This is a genomic window from Geobacillus sp. FSL K6-0789, from assembly GCF_038593135.1.
In the GTDB taxonomy this organism is placed as follows: domain Bacteria; phylum Bacillota; class Bacilli; order Bacillales; family Anoxybacillaceae; genus Geobacillus; species Geobacillus stearothermophilus.
This window is the reverse complement of record NZ_CP151966.1, coordinates 1,866,651-1,882,749: the sequence shown is the minus strand read 5'-3', so window position 1 is coordinate 1,882,749 and position 16,099 is coordinate 1,866,651. Positions and strand designations below refer to the sequence as shown.

The 16,099-nt window shown below is 57.3% G+C and carries 17 protein-coding genes; all 17 read left to right on the top strand.

The features are described from left to right. Nucleotides 1-111 precede the first annotated feature (111 nt). The 17 genes from NSQ51_RS09880 to nth all read left to right on the top strand — a co-directional run bounded on the left by NSQ51_RS09880 (nucleotide 112) and on the right by nth (nucleotide 16,033). Nucleotides 112-447: a nucleotide pyrophosphohydrolase gene (locus NSQ51_RS09880; RefSeq protein ID WP_033014058.1), complete on the top strand. Its 336-nt coding sequence runs from the start codon at nucleotides 112-114 to the stop codon at nucleotides 445-447. Then, nucleotides 444-1,241, top strand: a complete 798-nt coding sequence (gene dapB, locus NSQ51_RS09875; RefSeq protein ID WP_033014017.1) for a 4-hydroxy-tetrahydrodipicolinate reductase — start codon at nucleotides 444-446, stop codon at nucleotides 1,239-1,241. Before NSQ51_RS09880 ends, dapB begins: the two co-directional genes overlap by 4 nt. A 31-nt stretch (nucleotides 1,242-1,272) precedes the next feature. Beyond that, nucleotides 1,273-1,707 (top strand): methylglyoxal synthase, encoded by a 435-nt coding sequence (gene mgsA / locus NSQ51_RS09870; protein WP_033014018.1) that lies wholly within the window; start codon nucleotides 1,273-1,275, stop codon nucleotides 1,705-1,707. Between the two features lie 5 nt (nucleotides 1,708-1,712). Beyond that, on the top strand, nucleotides 1,713-2,423 hold the full coding sequence (bshB1, locus tag NSQ51_RS09865) for a bacillithiol biosynthesis deacetylase BshB1 (RefSeq protein WP_033014019.1): 711 nt from the start codon (nucleotides 1,713-1,715) through the stop codon (nucleotides 2,421-2,423). Further along, entirely contained in the window at nucleotides 2,420-3,553 is a 1,134-nt protein-coding gene (bshA, locus tag NSQ51_RS09860; protein ID WP_049624829.1) for an N-acetyl-alpha-D-glucosaminyl L-malate synthase BshA, read from the top strand. Before bshB1 ends, bshA begins: the two co-directional genes overlap by 4 nt. Next, nucleotides 3,553-4,767 (top strand): CCA tRNA nucleotidyltransferase, encoded by a 1,215-nt coding sequence (locus NSQ51_RS09855; protein ID WP_033014021.1) that lies wholly within the window; start codon nucleotides 3,553-3,555, stop codon nucleotides 4,765-4,767. The genes bshA and NSQ51_RS09855 overlap by 1 nt, the downstream gene beginning before the upstream one ends. Further along, complete coding sequence (locus tag NSQ51_RS09850; protein WP_121649932.1) at nucleotides 4,725-5,714, top strand: biotin--[acetyl-CoA-carboxylase] ligase; 990 nt, start codon at nucleotides 4,725-4,727, stop codon at nucleotides 5,712-5,714. The genes NSQ51_RS09855 and NSQ51_RS09850 overlap by 43 nt, the downstream gene beginning before the upstream one ends. Nucleotides 5,715-5,979: 265 nt before the next feature. Then, on the top strand, nucleotides 5,980-6,816 hold the full coding sequence (panB, locus tag NSQ51_RS09845; RefSeq protein WP_100664107.1) for a 3-methyl-2-oxobutanoate hydroxymethyltransferase: 837 nt from the start codon (nucleotides 5,980-5,982) through the stop codon (nucleotides 6,814-6,816). Next, nucleotides 6,816-7,685, top strand: coding sequence for a pantoate--beta-alanine ligase (panC, locus tag NSQ51_RS09840; protein WP_033014059.1), 870 nt, complete (start codon nucleotides 6,816-6,818; stop codon nucleotides 7,683-7,685). Before panB ends, panC begins: the two co-directional genes overlap by 1 nt. 14 nt (nucleotides 7,686-7,699) lie before the next feature. Then, nucleotides 7,700-8,083, top strand: coding sequence for an aspartate 1-decarboxylase (panD, locus tag NSQ51_RS09835; protein ID WP_033010095.1), 384 nt, complete (start codon nucleotides 7,700-7,702; stop codon nucleotides 8,081-8,083). A gap of 50 nt (nucleotides 8,084-8,133) precedes the next feature. Next, entirely contained in the window at nucleotides 8,134-10,887 is a 2,754-nt protein-coding gene (gene dinG, locus NSQ51_RS09830; protein ID WP_121649931.1) for an ATP-dependent DNA helicase DinG, read from the top strand. Nucleotides 10,888-11,193: 306 nt separating this feature from the next. After that, nucleotides 11,194-11,364, top strand: coding sequence for a YpmA family protein (locus NSQ51_RS09825; protein WP_064502496.1), 171 nt, complete (start codon nucleotides 11,194-11,196; stop codon nucleotides 11,362-11,364). Between the two features lie 5 nt (nucleotides 11,365-11,369). Then, the gene (locus NSQ51_RS09820) at nucleotides 11,370-11,849 is read left to right on the top strand and encodes a DUF5590 domain-containing protein (RefSeq protein ID WP_049624832.1); all 480 of its coding nucleotides are present in this window, start codon (nucleotides 11,370-11,372) and stop codon (nucleotides 11,847-11,849) included. 21 nt (nucleotides 11,850-11,870) lie between these two features. Then, on the top strand, nucleotides 11,871-13,052 hold the full coding sequence (locus NSQ51_RS09815; RefSeq protein WP_049624833.1) for a pyridoxal phosphate-dependent aminotransferase: 1,182 nt from the start codon (nucleotides 11,871-11,873) through the stop codon (nucleotides 13,050-13,052). A 161-nt stretch (nucleotides 13,053-13,213) separates the two neighbouring features. After that, complete coding sequence (gene asnS / locus NSQ51_RS09810; RefSeq protein WP_033014026.1) at nucleotides 13,214-14,506, top strand: asparagine--tRNA ligase; 1,293 nt, start codon at nucleotides 13,214-13,216, stop codon at nucleotides 14,504-14,506. A gap of 63 nt (nucleotides 14,507-14,569) precedes the next feature. Continuing rightward, nucleotides 14,570-15,274 carry a DnaD domain-containing protein gene (locus tag NSQ51_RS09805; RefSeq protein WP_033014027.1) on the top strand — a complete coding sequence of 235 codons (705 nt, stop codon included), beginning with the start codon at nucleotides 14,570-14,572 and terminating at the stop codon, nucleotides 15,272-15,274. 87 nt (nucleotides 15,275-15,361) lie between these two features. Next, on the top strand, nucleotides 15,362-16,033 hold the full coding sequence (nth, locus tag NSQ51_RS09800) for an endonuclease III (RefSeq protein WP_049624925.1): 672 nt from the start codon (nucleotides 15,362-15,364) through the stop codon (nucleotides 16,031-16,033). Nucleotides 16,034-16,099 lie beyond the last annotated feature (66 nt).

Below are 16,099 nucleotides of genomic sequence, written 5' to 3'. Positions count from 1 at the left end.
CTTGTCCGCCCAGGCAATGATGGCGCGGAAGCGCGATGATTTGGCACAAGGCGAAAACATTTGTCAAATGCGCTGCTTTTCGTTAACATGGAAACAGGCGAGGTGATGGCCATGCAGGAGAAAACGATGAAACAGATGCAGCGTGAAGTAGACGAATACATCAGCCAGTTTAAGGAAGGCTATTTCAGCCCTCTCGCCATGCTGGCGCGGCTGACCGAAGAGCTCGGCGAACTGGCGCGAGAGGTGAACCACTACTACGGGGAAAAACCGAAAAAGGCGACCGAACAAGAAAAAACGGTGGAAGAAGAGCTGGGCGATTTGCTGTTTGTGCTCATTTGTTTTGCCAATTCGCTCGGCATTGATTTGCAGGCGGCGCACGATCGGGTGATGGACAAGTTTCGCACCCGCGACCGCGACCGCTGGACGCGGAAGGAGGAACAATCATGACGATTCGCATCGTCATCGCGGGGCCGCGCGGCCGCATGGGCCGCGAGGCGGTGGCGCTCGTGCAAAAAACAGATCATTTCGAGCTGGCTGCGGTCATTGACCGCCGCTATGATGGCCAAAATTTGGCTGACATCGAAGGGTTTGCCGGCGTCAATGCCCCCATTTACACCGATGCCGCCCGTTGCTTTGTCGAGGTGAAGCCGGATGTGCTCATCGATTTGACGACGCCGGAAGTTGGAAAGCGGCATGCGGAGCTGGCGCTGCGTTACGGCGTTCGTCCGGTTGTCGGCACGACGGGATTCACGCCGGAAGAGATCGAGCGGCTGACCGAACTCGCTGAGGCGAACAACATCGGCGCCATCATCGCGCCCAACTTTGCCATCGGCGCGGTGCTGATGATGAAATTCGCCCGCATGGCGGCCAAATATTTCACGGATGTAGAAATTATCGAGCTGCACCATGACCAAAAGCTGGATGCTCCGTCCGGAACGGCGTTGAAAACGGCGCAGCTCATCGCCGAGGTCCGTCCGTCGAAAAAGCAAGGTCATCCGGACGAAAAAGAAACGCTTGAAGGGGCGCGCGGAGCCGCGTACGACGGTATTCCGATCCACAGCGTCCGCCTGCCGGGGTTTGTCGCCCATCAAGAAGTCATTTTTGGCGGCGACGGTCAGACGTTGACGATCCGCCATGACTCGTTTCATCGGAGTTCATTTATGTCCGGGGTGAAGCTTGCCGTCGAGACGGTCATGCATTTACATACGCTTGTGTATGGGCTTGAACATATTTTAGAATAGCGCGGCTTGCGCAAACGAGGGAGGGGGAAACGTGAAAATCGCCTTGATTGCCCACGACAAGAAAAAAGAGGACATGGTCGCCTTTGCGACCGCCTATGCGCCCGTGCTGGCCAACCATGAACTGTATGCCACCGGCACGACCGGGCTGCGCATTCAGGAGGCGACCGGCCTTGCCGTCCACCGCTTCCAGTCCGGACCGTACGGGGGCGACCAAGAAATTGGGGCGATGATCGCCCGCAATGAAATGGACCTTGTCATTTTTTTCCGCGACCCGCTGACCGCCCAGCCGCACGAGCCGGACATCAGCGCGTTGATGCGCCTTTGCGACGTCTATGCCGTGCCGTTGGCGACGAACATCGGTACGGCCGAGCTGCTCATCCGTGCGTTGGAGCGCGGCGATTTGGCATGGCGCAGCATTGTGCGCGGCCGAACAAAAGGCGGGGAGGAATCGAAAACAGAAAGGTGACAGCGATGACGGAAACGTGTGATTTATTGGCGTTTGGCGCCCATCCGGATGATGTTGAAATCGGCATGGGCGGAACGATCGCCAAATACACGCGCCGCGGTTTTCGGGTGATCATTTGCGATTTGACGAAGGCGGAGCTGTCGTCCAACGGCACGGTCGACGAGCGGCAGAAAGAGGCGGCCGAGGCGGCCCGGCGGCTTGGCGTGGCGCTTCGCCTCAACCTCGGGCTGCCGGATCGCGGCCTTTTGATCAGGGAAGAGGCGATTCGCCGCATCGTGTCGGTCATCCGCCGCTACCGCCCGCGCGTCGTCTTTGCTCCGTATTGGGTCGACCGTCATCCCGACCACGGGCAATGCGCCCGCCTTGTCGAGGAGGCGGTCTTTTCTGCCGGCATCCGCCGCTACGGCGCCGGGGAGCTTGGCGACGCCCACCGCGTCCGCGCTATGTATTATTACATGATCAATGCGTTTGAACGGCCGCATTTTCTGATCGATATTAGCGAGACGGTCGGCGACAAGCTGGCGAGCCTGCGCGCGTATGAAAGCCAATTTGAAAAGCGGCCCGGTTCGGTGGACACGCCGCTGACAAACGGCTACATCGAGACGGTGGAAAGCCGCGAGCGTTGGTTTGGCCAGCAAATTGGCGCCGCCTATGCCGAAGGGTTTTTGTCCAAAACGCCGATTCATCTTTTTGATTTATTCGAGGAGGCGCGATGAAGCTGAAAATCGGGATTGTTTGTTATCCGACAGTCGGAGGCTCAGGGGTCGTTGCCACCGAGCTCGGCAAGCTGCTGGCCGAAAAAGGGCATGAGATCCATTTTATTTCCTCGAGCATGCCGTTTCGGTTGAACAAAGTATATGGAAACATTTATTACCATGAAGTGAACGTCAATCAGTATTCGGTCTTTCAGTATCCGCCGTACGATTTGGCCCTTGCCAACAAAATCGCGGCGGTGGCTAAGCGCGAACGGCTCGATGTGCTTCATGCCCATTACGCCGTCCCGCACGCCGTTTGCGCCGTGCTGGCGCGACAAATGGTCGGCGAGCTGCCGATTGTCACGACGCTGCACGGCACCGATATTACCGTCTTGGGTTATGATCCGTCGCTGTCTGACATGATCAAGTTCGGCATTGAGCAGTCCGATATCGTCACCGCGGTGTCTGACGCCCTCGTGCGGCAGACGTACGAGTTGCTCGATGTGCAAAAACCGATCTATACGGTGTACAACTTTGTCGACGAACGCGTGTACCGCCGTCGGGAGGCCGGCCATTTGCGGCGGGAATACGGCATCAGTGAACAGGAAAAGGTCGTGATCCATGTCTCCAACTTTCGGAAAGTGAAGCGCGTGCCCGATGTCGTGCGGGCGTTTGCCATCGTCCGCCGCCATATGCCGGCCAAGCTCTTGCTTGTCGGCGACGGCCCAGAAATGACCGTCGTCTGCCGGCTTGTCAAAGAGCTCGGGCTCAACGGCGATGTCCGATTTTTGGGGAAACAGGACAAACTCGAAGAGCTGTACTCGATCAGCGATGTGATGATGCTCTTGTCGGAAAAAGAAAGCTTCGGGCTTGTCCTGCTCGAAGCGATGGCGTGCGGCGTTCCGTGCATCGGCACCGCCATCGGCGGCATTCCGGAAGTGATCGAAGACGGAAAAAGCGGGTTTTTATGTCCGCTTGGCGATGTTGAAGAAGCGGCTCGGCGGACGCTTATGCTGCTGACCGACCGCCGCCTTCATCAAGAGATGGCGCGCCAGGCCGTGCAAACGGTCGAGCAAAAGTTTCGTTCGTCCGACATCGTCGGGCAATATGAACAGCTGTACATTTCGCTCGCCGCAAGGAAGGTGAAATGATGAAACCGCCGTTTCAAGAGGCGCTCGGCATCATTCAACAGCTGAAACAGCATGGCTATGACGCCTATTTCGTCGGCGGAGCGGTGCGTGATTTGCTGCTTGGACGCCCGATCGGCGATGTGGATATTGCGACAAGCGCCTTGCCGGAAGACGTTATGGCGATTTTTCCAAAGACGATCGATGTCGGCTCGAAACACGGCACGGTCGTCGTTGTCCATAAAGGAAAAGCGTATGAAGTGACAACATTTCGCACGGACGGCGACTATGAGGACTACCGCCGTCCGGAGTCGGTGACGTTTGTCCGCTCGCTTGAGGAAGACTTAAAACGGCGCGATTTTACGATGAATGCCATCGCCATGGACGAATATGGGACTATCATTGATCCGTTTGGAGGGCGAGAGGCGATTCGCCGGCGAATCATTCGCACCGTCGGAGAGGCGGAAAAGCGGTTTCGTGAAGATGCGCTTCGCATGATGCGGGCCGTTCGCTTTGTCAGCCAGCTCGGATTTGCGCTTGCGCCGGATACGGAACAGGCGATCGTCCAAAACGCTCCGCTTTTGGCCCACATTTCAGTCGAGCGGATGACGATGGAGATGGAAAAGCTGCTCGGCGGTCCGTTTGCCGCCAGGGCGCTGCCGCTGTTGGCCGAAACCGGATTGAACGCTTACTTGCCTGGTTTGGCAGGGAAAGAGAAGCAACTGCGTCTGGCGGCGGCTTATCGTTGGCCATGGCTTGCCGCGCGCGAAGAACGGTGGGCGCTTTTGTGCCATGCGCTTGGTGTGCAGGAAAGCCGTCCGTTTTTGCGCGCGTGGAAGCTCCCGAACAAAGTGGTCGACGAAGCGGGCGCCATTTTGACGGCGTTGGCTGACATTCCACGGCCGGAAGCATGGACGAACGAACAGCTGTTTTCCGCCGGCCTTGAGCGGGCGCTCTCGGTGGAAACAGTGCGCGCCGCCTTCACCGGCGCGCCGCCTGGGCCATGGCATGAGAAACTGCGCCGCCGCTTTGCCTCCTTGCCGATCAAAACGAAAGGGGAGCTGGCGGTCAACGGAAAAGACGTGATCGAGTGGGTCGGGAAACCGGCCGGCCCGTGGGTGAAAGAGGCGCTTGACGCCATATGGCGGGCGGTCGTCAACGGAGAAGTCGAGAACGAGAAGGAGCGGATTTACGCATGGCTCATGGAGCGCAATCGGACACGCGAAAAAAACTGTTAGAGCTGTTTGCAGAAGCGAACGGCGAGTTTTTGTCGGGACAAAAAATCAGCGAACGGCTCGGCTGTTCGCGGGCGGCCGTATGGAAACACATCGAGGAGCTGCGCAAAGAAGGCTTTGAACTCGAAGCGGTGCGCCGCCTTGGCTATCGGATCGTAAGCACGCCGGATAAGGTGACGGCGAATGAAATCCAGCTCGGCCTGAAAACGGAAACGCTCGGCCATACGATCCATTTTTTCGAGGAAGTCGATTCCACGCAGCGCATCGCCGCCAAGCTGGCGTACGAAGGGGCGCCGGAGGGGACGCTGGTCGTCGCGGAAGAGCAAAAAGCCGGCCGCGGGCGCCTCGATCGGAAATGGTTTTCTCCGAAAGGAACCGGCATTTGGATGAGCCTTATTTTGCGCCCGCCCATCCCTCCGCAGCGGGTGCCGCAATTGACGCTGCTTGTGGCGGTGGCCATTAGCCAAGCCATTCAAGAAGTGACCGGGCTTGTCCCGGATATTAAATGGCCGAACGACATTTTGCTTCACGGCAAAAAAGGCGTCGGCATTTTAACCGAGCTGCAGGCCGATCCCGACCGCGTCCGCTCGGTCATCGTCGGCATCGGCATTAACGTCAATCAAACAGCGGAACAATTTCCCGAGGACATTCGCGCCATCGCCACGTCGCTTGCCATTGAAAAAGGCGAACACATCAAGCGCGCGCCGCTCATTCAAGAAATTTTGCTCCGCATCGAGCGGCTGTATAAGCAATATTTGGCGCACGGCTTCCGCCCCATCAAGCTTCTTTGGGAAGGGTATGCGGTTTCGATCGGCAAGCCGGTGACGGCAAGAACGCTGGGCGGCACGATTCGCGGCATCGCCCGCGGCATCACCGAAGACGGGCTGCTCATTCTCGAAGATGAGGAGCAAAACACCCATTATATTCACTCAGCCGATATTCAGTTGTAAATTGCCACTAGAAAAATTGTGACAATTTTATTAAAATACAAGGCGAGGAAAGGGCAGTATCTTTGTCAAGAAAGAGCTGCACCGAGGCTGGCAACATGAATAAATGGTTGAGACGATCTGCCTTGATCCTTACTCGAAGGACTGGGACAGAGGGGTGAACGAAACCGACGGCGGTTTATGGCGTCCTTCTTTCTCAAGGCGGAAAAGAAGGACGTTTTGTTTCGGTCGCGTCACCTCCTCTGCAACAAAAGGGGAGGGAGTCAATGTGAAGACGAAAACGGATTTTTTTCGCATGAAACAGACAGGCGAGCCCATCGTCATGGTGACCGCCTATGATTTTCCATCGGCCAAGCTCGCGGAGCAAGCCGGGGTGGACATGATTTTGGTCGGCGACTCGCTCGGCATGGTCGTGCTCGGCTATGACTCGACGATTCCGGTGACGGTTGAGGACATGATTCATCATACGAAGGCGGTGCGGCGGGGCGCGCCCAACACGTTTGTCGTCACGGACATGCCGTTTATGTCCTACCATGCGTCGAAAGAGGAAGCGTTGCAAAACGCCCGGCGCATCATGCAGCAATCGGGGGCGAACGCCGTCAAAGTGGAAGGAGCCGATGAAGTTACCGGCGTCATCGCCGCGCTGACGAAAGCCGGCGTGCCGGTCGTCGCCCACCTCGGGCTGACACCGCAGTCGGTCGGCGTCCTCGGCGGCTACAAAGTGCAAGGCAAAGATGCGGAAAGCGCCAAAAAGCTTATGGATGATGCGAAACAGTGCGAACAAGCGGGCGCGATCGCCTTGGTGCTCGAATGCGTGCCAAGGCAGCTTGGCGCCGCCATTGCCCGGGAGCTTCATATTCCTGTCATCGGCATCGGCGCCGGGGCCGAGGTGGACGGCCAAGTGCTCGTGTATCATGATGTGCTCGGCTACGGTGTTGACCGTGTGCCGAAGTTTGTCAAACAATACGCCGTCATTCAAGATGCCGTCGTCCAGGCATTGGCCAACTATGTCGCCGATGTCAAACTGCGGCAGTTTCCAGAGCCGGCGCACGCGTTTACCATGAAGGAAGAAGAATGGATGGCGTTATACGGAGGAAAGCAATGATGATCGTTGTCGACCGCATTGCGACAATGCAGGCGTTGATGCGCCAATATCGCCGCGAAGGAAAAACGATTGGGTTCGTCCCGACGATGGGCTATTTGCACGATGGGCACGCCGCGCTCATCGACCGGGCGCGCGAAGAGAACGATATCGTTGTGCTCAGCATTTTTGTCAACCCGCTTCAGTTTGGACCGAACGAAGATTTTGCCCGCTACCCGCGCGATTTTGAGCGCGACCGGCGCATCGCCGGCCAGCATGGCGTGGACGTATTGTTTCACCCGGAGGTGGACGAAATGTATCCGGCGCCGCTCTCGGTGCAAGCGGTCGTCAAGGCGCGCACCGATGTGTTGTGTGGGCGGTCGCGGCCCGGTCATTTCGACGGCGTGGCGACCGTGCTCATTAAGCTGTTCAATATCGTCATGCCGGACCGCGCCTATTTCGGGATGAAAGACGCCCAGCAGGTGGCCGTTGTCGCCGGCTTAATCCGCGACTTTAATTTTCCGATCGAGCTCGTGCCGGTGCCGACGGTGCGCGAGACCGACGGGCTGGCGAAAAGCTCGCGCAACGTTTATTTATCGCCGCAGGAGCGAAAGGAAGCGCCGGCGCTCTACGAGGCGCTTAAGGCCGCAGCAGCGGCTGTTGACCGCGGGGAGCGGAACGCGGAAGCCATCCGCCGCCTCGTGCGGGAGCATATTGAGGCGCATACGCATGCGGAAATCGATTATGTTGAAGTATGCTCATATCCCGATTTAACGCCGCTTTCGGCGCTTGCCGGAACGGTGCTCATTGCGGTTGCCGTCCGGTTTGCGGGCGCCCGCTTGATCGATAACATCATGGTCGAGTTGCCTGCAGCGGACAGGCGAGGGGAGTAAAGGGGGGATCGTCCATGTTTCGTACGCTCATGAACGCCAAAATTCATCGCGCCCGTGTGACGGAAGCGAACCTGGATTACGTCGGCAGCATTACCATCGATGAAGATATTTTGGACGCCGTCGGCATGGTGGCTAATGAAAAAGTGCAGGTGGTCAACAATAATAATGGAGCCCGCTTTGAAACGTATATCATCCCCGGGGAGCGCGGCAGCGGCGTCTTTTGCCTAAACGGCGCGGCCGCCCGCCTCGTGCAAAAAGGAGATATCATCATCGTAATTTCGTATGCGCTCGTTCCGGAAGAAAAAGTCGCCGCGCATCGACCGAAAATCGCCATTATGGACGAACACAACCGGATCGCGCAGCTTATCGCCGAAGAGCCGGCACATACGATTTTATAATGTGGTCAAAAAGGGGCTTTCCGCCCCTTTTCGTTTTGAGGTGATCGTTTATGGCAATGCGCTTTGTCATTATTGATTTGGAGACAACCGGAAACGGGCCGAAAAAGGGCGACCGGATCATCCAGCTCGGCATGGCGGTGGTGGAAGGCCGCTCGATCGTGGAGCGGTTTGCCAGCTTTTTCAACCCTGAACAGCCGATCCCGCCGTTCATCCAACAGCTGACCAATATTGACGAGCAGACCGTTGAAGAGGCGCCGCTGTTTGCCGATAAAGCGGGCGAGATTGCCGCCATGATGAAGGGGGCGTATTTCGTCGCGCATAACGTCGATTTTGATTTGCCGTTTTTGCAGGCGGAGCTCGAGCGGGCCGGGCGTCCGCCGTTTGCCGGTCCGACGATCGATACGGTGGAACTTGCGCGCATCGTGCTGCCGTCGGCGGAAAGCTACAAGCTTGGCGATTTGGCGAAACAGCTCGGCCTTCGCCATGATCGCCCGCACCAGGCGGACAGCGATGCGGAAGTGACCGCCAAACTGTTCATTGCCCTGCTCGGACGGCTGCACCGCCTGCCCTTGTTGACGCTTGAACAGCTGCGCCGCCTCGCCCGCCATTTGAAAAGCGACATTTATTCGCTCTTGGACGCCGTCATTGCGGAAAAACGAAAAGAAGCGCCAGTGGATGACACGGTCGCGGTATACCGCGGCATTGCGCTGAAAAAACCGGCGCCAAAGCCGGATGACGGCAGACGGCATTCCCCTTCCGCCTCGTTCGCTGCTTTTTATGAACAGGCGCCGCCCCTTCCGCTTCCTGGCTACAAACGACGTGAAGGGCAGTGGGAGATGATGCGGCTTGTCTATGAGGCGCTGTCGACGTCCCAGCATGCGCTCATTGAGGCGGGAACCGGGCTCGGCAAATCGCTCGCCTACTTGATTCCCGCCGCCTTTTTTGCCGGTGAGCGCCAGGAGCGGGTCGTGGTAAGCACGCATACGCTTCAGCTGCAAGAGCAGCTCATCCGCCGCGATTTGCCCGTGCTGCGGCAAGTCGTGCCGTTTCCGCTTCGGGTCGCCGTCTTGAAAGGGAAGCAAAACTACCTTTCCCTCGACAAGTTCGTTTCGTTTTTGTCTGAACCGTGCGATACGTACGATGCGGCGCTGTTGAAGTGCCAGCTGCTCGTCTGGCTGCTTGAGACAGACAGCGGCGATTTGGACGAATTGAATGTGTCGTCCGGCGCCCGTCTTTTGTTGTCAGAGCTGGCCATTGGCGAGGGGGAAGACGGCGGGAGGCATCATTTTTTCGCCCAAGCGAAACAACGCGCCGAGCGGGCGAATATTGTCATTACGAACCACGCGTTTTTGCTTCATGATTTGACAGCTTCTTCGCCGCTTTTGCCGCCGTTTCGCCATCTTGTCATCGATGAGGCCCATCGGCTCGAGGACGCTGCCGCCCATTCGTTTGGCGAACGGATTGACTACGTGTCTTTTCGTCTGCTGACGGCCAAAATAGCGCAAACGCTTGGAAAATGGCCGGAAGCGGAGCACGGTGAAGCGGAAGACGCGATCGCCCGCTGCCAACGGCGTTTGGAAGAGTTGCAATTTGAAGGGGACGAGCTGTTCCGTTTGCTGCGCCGCTATGCGCTTGCGAAAAAGCCGGCGCGGGCCGGCCGTTGCCGCTACCGTTTTTCCCCGGCTGACGAGGGCGGCCGGACGTGGCAGGCAGCGACGGAGTTATGCTGGCGTCTGCGCGACTCGGCAGCGGCGCTATGCGGTGCCGCGATGCCGCTTGTGTCAGCGCCCGCCGCGGATGGTTCTCCGTTGCCTGCTTCGCTGGCAGCGGATTTGGCGGCGTTGGAGCGACAGCTGGCAACGCTTGTCCGGCTGTTGACGGAAACGGATCCCAGCGCCGTCCGCTGGATCGAAGCGGATGAGAAAGGGGCGGCGAACGCCGTCCGCCTTTATTCCCAGCCGGTCGACCTCGCCGATTTTTTTGCGGACCGGCTGTTTATGAAAAAGCGGAGCGTCATTTTGACTTCCGCAACGCTTACGGTTCGCGGGCGTTTCGCGTATATGACGAGGCGCCTCGGGTTGGACGAGTTTTATCCGCTGTGCCGCTCGTTTCCGGCGCCGTTTCGCTACGAGGAACAGGCTGCGCTCTTTGTGCCGGCGGACATGCCGCTCGCTTCCGCTGTTTCGGTCGAGACGTATGCCGAGGCGGCAGCGGCGGCCATCACAGCAGTCGCCCGGCGCGTCGGCCGGCGGCTGCTTGTGTTGTTTCCATCGTACGAATTGTTGAAAATGACCGTCGAGGCGTTAAAAAACGACGAGGCGGACGAACCATTTGTCTTGATCGCTCAAGGGGTGCAAAGCGGCAGTCCGGCCAAACTCATCCGGACGTTTTTGCAGTTTGAGCGCGCTGTGCTGTTTGGGACGAGCGGTTTTTGGGAGGGGGTCGATTTGCCGGGGGATGCGCTTGATGCGCTCATCATCGCGCGTTTGCCGTTTGCTCCTCCGGACGATCCGGTGATGGAAGCGAAAAGCGAACGCATTCGTGCACGGGGAGGCGATCCGTTTTATGAGCTGTCGCTTCCCGAGGCCGTCCTCCGATTGAAGCAAGGCGTCGGCCGTCTCATCCGCACCGAGCGCGACAAGGGAGTGGTGTTCGTCCTTGACCGCCGGTTGACGAACGCTCCGTACCGAGCGGACTTTCTCGCGTCGCTGCCGCCGTTTCCTGTGCATGAGGGTGGACTTTTGGAGCTGCTCGATGCGGCGGACGCCTGGCTTTGGCAAGGCCGCCGGCCCAATGGCGTTTAGGGCATGTCGTCGCTTCCTTCTCATAAAGAGAGGGGAAACGGTGCAATCTAAAGATGGCAGGCAGCAAAAAAATTCCCCGCATCGAGCGGGGCGGAAGGAAGCAAATTTGCGTTGGCGGTGTAGGCGGGCAAATTTGTTATGAAATGGTCGGACAAACCTGCTATAATAGGGAAGAAGCACAACTGCGATGCTGGCAGCCTGCGGCTTTCGCTGCCTGGCTGCAGATCTGCTGTATTTGTATTGTTGCCGGAGCCGCCGGCCTGTATAAGTAACAAAATTTGCGCCGCACAGGAGGAAGCGACGAAAATGGAAAGCAAAATTGAAGTGCTCGCCACCGTCAAAGTCCAGCATTCCGACGATTTGTACAAAATTGTCGACTGCTTGAACCGGACGCTGAAGCGCAACAATTTAATGTTTGGCCTTGCTTTGGATGAGAACGACAAACGACAGGCCGTCTTCACGATTTACCGGACGTGATCGCGATGAAAAAATGGGGATGGTTGGCTCTCCTTTTTTTTGGTTTCCTCATTTGGCAGGCATGGTTGATTTATGGAGAGGCGATGGCGCCCAAACGGTCCATGGCGGAACACGCGCTTGCGCGGGCGAGGGAGGCAGTCGGATTGATTGACGTCAAGAAAGTCTATACATATTATGGGGATGAAGCGTACACTGTATTCATCGGCCGGACGAAGCAAGAAAAAACGGACGTCGTCGTTTGGGTGCCGGAAAAAGGAGGAAATGTCGTCGTCAAGCGGGCGGACAGCGGCATCAGCGAAGCAAAAGCGCGCGCCATTTTAGAGCGCGACCGCCGCCCGCAGCAGATCATTGACGCGACGCTCGGCATGGAAAAAGGCGTGCCTCTTTGGGAGTTGACATATATCGATTCGGAAGGAAGGTATTCGTTTTATTACCTTCATTTCACCGATGGCGCGTTCTTGAAGAGGTACAGTTTTCAACGATGAGGACATGAGGGGGAAGAAGCGATGAAACTGGCAAAACGGGTGGCGTCGCTGACGCCATCGGCGACATTGGCCATTACGGCGAAAGCGAAAGAATTGAAAGCGGCTGGATACGACGTGATCGGCCTCGGGGCCGGAGAGCCGGATTTCAATACGCCGCGGCACATTCTCGATGCAGCGGTAAGAGCGATGAACGAAGGGCATACGAAATATACGCCCTCGGGCGGGCTGCCGGCGCTGAAGGCGGAAATCATCAAAAAGTTTGCCCGCGATCAAGGGCTTGAGTATGAGCCGGCGGAAGTGATTGTATGCGTCGGGGCGAAGCACGCCCTTTACACCCTCTTTCAAGTGCTGCTCGACGAGGGCGATGAGGTCATCATCCCGACGCCGTATTGGGTCAGCTACCCGGAACAAGTGAAGCTCGCCGGCGGCGTTCCCGTTTATGTGGAAGGGCTGGAACAACACGATTTCAAAATTACGCCAGAGCAGCTGAAGCAGGCGATCACGCCGCGGACGAAGGCGGTCATCATCAACTCGCCGAGCAACCCGACCGGCATGATTTACACGGCCGAAGAACTGAAGGCGCTCGGTGACATTTGCTTAGAATACGGCCTCTTGATCGTCTCCGACGAAATTTATGAAAAGCTGATTTACGGCGGAGCGAAGCATGTCTCGATCGCTGAGCTGGCGCCGGAGCTGAAAGCGCAGACCGTCATCATCAACGGGGTGTCGAAGTCGCATTCGATGACGGGATGGCGCATCGGGTATGCAGCAGGTCCAAAAGAAATCATCAAAGCGATGACCGACTTGGCGAGCCACAGTACATCCAACCCGACGTCAATCGCCCAATACGCGGCCATCGCCGCGTACAGCGGCCCGCAGGATCCGGTGGAAGAAATGCGCCGAGCGTTTGAAGAGCGGCTCCATATCATTTACGACAAGCTTGTGCAAATTCCAGGGTTTACATGCGTCAAGCCGCAAGGGGCGTTTTACTTGTTCCCGAACGCCCGCAAAGCGGCGGAGATGGCGGGCTGCCGCACGGTCGACGAGTTCGTCGCCGTCTTGCTCGAAGAGGCGAAAGTCGCCCTCGTGCCCGGCTCCGGGTTTGGAGCGCCGGACAATGTCCGCCTGTCGTATGCGACTTCGCTTGAGGCGCTGGAAACGGCGGTGGAACGCATCCGCCGATTCATGGAAGCGCGCGCGTAACCAAATCCACACGGGGCAGGGTGGATATGCTGTCAGGCGGCAACGGCCGGTGCAGTACAAAGCGCCGCATTTCGCCGCCCCGACCTGGCCGTTGCTGCCGTGTTGGCGCAACGGTATAATAGCGAATGATGGACGTGTCAATCATTGGAGGGAATAAGTACGTGAAAACGACGATTGCGGAAGTAAACCAATATGTCGGCCGGCAAGTCACGATCGGTGCCTGGCTGGCCAATAAGCGCTCGAGCGGAAAAATCGTCTTTTTGCAGCTGCGCGACGGGACGGGCTTCATTCAAGGCGTCGTCGAAAAGGCGAACGTCTCAGAGGAAGTATTCCAACGCGCGAAAACGTTGACGCAAGAAACATCGCTGTATGTGACCGGAACAGTGCGCATTGACGAGCGCTCGCCGTTCGGCTACGAACTGTCGGTTACGGACTTGCAAGTCATCGATGAAGCGGTCGATTACCCGATTACGCCAAAGGAGCACGGCGTCGAATTTTTGATGGACCATCGCCATTTATGGCTTCGGTCGCGGCGTCAGCATGCCATTATGAAAATCCGCAACGAGGTCATTCGGGCAACGTACGAGTTTTTCAACGACCGCGGGTTCGTCAAAGTCGATGCGCCGATTTTGACCGGCAGCGCGCCGGAAGGAACGACCGAGCTGTTCCACACGAAATATTTCGATGAAGACGCGTATTTGTCGCAAAGCGGCCAGCTGTATATGGAGGCAGCGGCGATGGCGCTCGGCAAAGTATTTTCATTCGGCCCGACGTTTCGCGCTGAAAAGTCGAAAACGCGCCGCCATTTGATTGAATTTTGGATGGTCGAGCCGGAAATGGCGTTTTACGAGTTTGAAGACAACTTGCGGCTGCAGGAAGAGTACGTCTCCTATCTTGTGCAGTCGGTGCTCAGCCGCTGCCGGCTCGAGCTTGGGCGGCTTGAGCGCGATGTGTCCAAACTTGAGTTGGTCACGCCGCCGTTTCCGCGCCTGACGTATGACGAAGCGATCAAGCTTTTGCACGACAAAGGGTTCACCGACATCGAGTGGGGCGACGACTTCGGCGCGCCGCATGAGACGGCCATTGCGGAAAGTTTCGAGAAGCCGGTCTTTATCACTCATTACCCGACGTCATTAAAGCCGTTTTATATGCAGCCGGATCCGAAGCGGCCGGACGTTGTGTTGTGCGCCGACCTCATTGCCCCGGAAGGGTACGGGGAAATTATCGGCGGCTCGGAGCGTATCCATGATTATGACTTGTTAAAGCAACGCCTTGAGGAACACCATTTGCCGCTTGAGGCGTATGAATGGTATTTGGATTTGCGCAAATACGGATCGGTGCCGCACTCTGGGTTCGGGCTCGGCCTTGAGCGCACGGTCGCTTGGATTTGCGGCGTCGAGCATGTGCGTGAAACGATCCCATTCCCGCGCCTTCTCAACCGTTTGTATCCGTAACCCCCTGCAAAAAAGGGGGTTTTTTGCCGCCGGCATGTTATACTATAGTTGAGGTGCATCGGCATGGAAAAGAAAAAGGTGGCCGAATGGCTGGCGCAAGGAAGCGTCGCCGTTCCAAAGCTGTTATTGAACCATTATAAACAGCTTGGCTTGAGCGAGGCGGAACTCGTGCTGCTTTTGCATATGCAGTCGTTTTTTGAGCAAGGGATCACCTTTCCGACGCCGGCGGAGCTGGCCGAGAGAATGACGGTCCCGGCGGCGGAGTGCATGGAAATGATGCGCCGCCTTTTGCGAAAGGGGATGGTGGCCATTGAGGAGCATACGGACGAACGCGGCATCCGCAGTGAAAAGTATACGCTCGAACCGCTTTGGGAGCAGCTGGTTCACCATTTGTATGCAGAAGCGGCCAAGGATGAGTGCGGCGGCCAGCAGGAGGAGGAAAGCCTATATACGGTTTTTGAGCAAGAATTTGGCCGCCCGCTCTCCCCGTTTGAGTGCGAAACGCTCGCGATGTGGATCGACCAAGACGGCCATGAACCGGCCATCATTAAAGCTGCGCTGCGCGAGGCGGTGCTGTCGGGAAAACTGAACTTTCGCTACATCGACCGCATTTTGTTTGAGTGGAAAAAGAACGGCATCCGCACGATCGAGCAGGCGCACGATTACGGCAAAAAATTCCGCAAGCCGAAACCGCTCGCCCGCCCGGCGAAACAGGAGACAGGAGAATTTAAGCAGACGATTCCGTTTTTCAACTGGCTTGACTCGTAAACGAGAGCGCAGTCTCTCGTTTTTGTTTGGCCAAAATCGCGAAATGCTCGTATGGATGGCCAAACATCGCGAAAGGAGGAGAGAGGGATGCTGACGAAGCAGCAAATCCGCTGCTGTTTGGACGTGATGGCGGACATGTTTCCCAATGCCCATTGCGAACTTGTGCACCGCAATCCGTTCGAACTGTTGATCGCGGTCGTTTTGTCAGCGCAATGCACCGATGCGCTCGTCAATAAGGTGACGAAACATTTGTTTGAAAAATACCGAACGCCGCACGATTACATCGCGGTGCCGCTTGAAGAGCTGGAGCAAGACATCCGATCGATCGGATTATACCGGAACAAAGCGAAAAATATTCAAAAGTTGTGCGCGATGCTGATTGAGGAGTACAACGGTGAGGTGCCGCGCGACCGCGATGAATTGATGAAGCTGCCGGGCGTCGGAAGGAAGACGGCCAACGTCGTCGTCTCCGTGGCATTTGGCGTGCCGGCCATCGCCGTTGATACGCATGTCGAGCGGGTCAGCAAGCGGCTCGGCTTTTGCCGTTGGGACGCGTCAGTTCTGGAAGTGGAACAAACGTTGATGAAAACCATTCCAAAGGAAGAATGGTCGATCACCCACCACCGGATGATTTTTTTCGGCCGCTACCATTGCAAGGCGCAGGCGCCGCAATGCCCGGTATGCCCGCTTCTTCGTTTATGTCGCGAGGGAAAAAAGCGGATGCGAAAGAGGGAAAACAAACGTGCGCGTGCCGACTGAATGGGCTCGCCCGCTTTTTCCCGGACGGGCATATTTCTAGGCAAGTCGCCATGAAAAAGCGGATGG

Excerpts from the sequence above, each read along its gene's own strand:
- nth (WP_049624925.1), top strand. The coding sequence starts at position 15,362 with ATGCTGACGAAGCAGCAAATCCGCTGCTGTTTGGACGTGATGGCGGAC.
- dinG (WP_121649931.1), top strand. The coding sequence starts at position 8,134 with ATGGCAATGCGCTTTGTCATTATTGATTTGGAGACAACCGGAAACGGG.
- NSQ51_RS09855 (WP_033014021.1), top strand. The coding sequence starts at position 3,553 with ATGAAACCGCCGTTTCAAGAGGCGCTCGGCATCATTCAACAGCTGAAA.
- bshA (WP_049624829.1), top strand. The coding sequence starts at position 2,420 with ATGAAGCTGAAAATCGGGATTGTTTGTTATCCGACAGTCGGAGGCTCA.
- panD (WP_033010095.1), top strand. The coding sequence starts at position 7,700 with ATGTTTCGTACGCTCATGAACGCCAAAATTCATCGCGCCCGTGTGACG.
- panC (WP_033014059.1), top strand. The coding sequence starts at position 6,816 with ATGATCGTTGTCGACCGCATTGCGACAATGCAGGCGTTGATGCGCCAA.
- NSQ51_RS09805 (WP_033014027.1), top strand. The coding sequence starts at position 14,570 with ATGGAAAAGAAAAAGGTGGCCGAATGGCTGGCGCAAGGAAGCGTCGCC.
- NSQ51_RS09850 (WP_121649932.1), top strand. The coding sequence starts at position 4,725 with ATGGCTCATGGAGCGCAATCGGACACGCGAAAAAAACTGTTAGAGCTG.
- NSQ51_RS09820 (WP_049624832.1), top strand. The coding sequence starts at position 11,370 with ATGAAAAAATGGGGATGGTTGGCTCTCCTTTTTTTTGGTTTCCTCATT.
- NSQ51_RS09880 (WP_033014058.1), top strand. The coding sequence starts at position 112 with ATGCAGGAGAAAACGATGAAACAGATGCAGCGTGAAGTAGACGAATAC.
- bshB1 (WP_033014019.1), top strand. The coding sequence starts at position 1,713 with ATGACGGAAACGTGTGATTTATTGGCGTTTGGCGCCCATCCGGATGAT.
- NSQ51_RS09815 (WP_049624833.1), top strand. The coding sequence starts at position 11,871 with ATGAAACTGGCAAAACGGGTGGCGTCGCTGACGCCATCGGCGACATTG.
- dapB (WP_033014017.1), top strand. The coding sequence starts at position 444 with ATGACGATTCGCATCGTCATCGCGGGGCCGCGCGGCCGCATGGGCCGC.
- NSQ51_RS09825 (WP_064502496.1), top strand. The coding sequence starts at position 11,194 with ATGGAAAGCAAAATTGAAGTGCTCGCCACCGTCAAAGTCCAGCATTCC.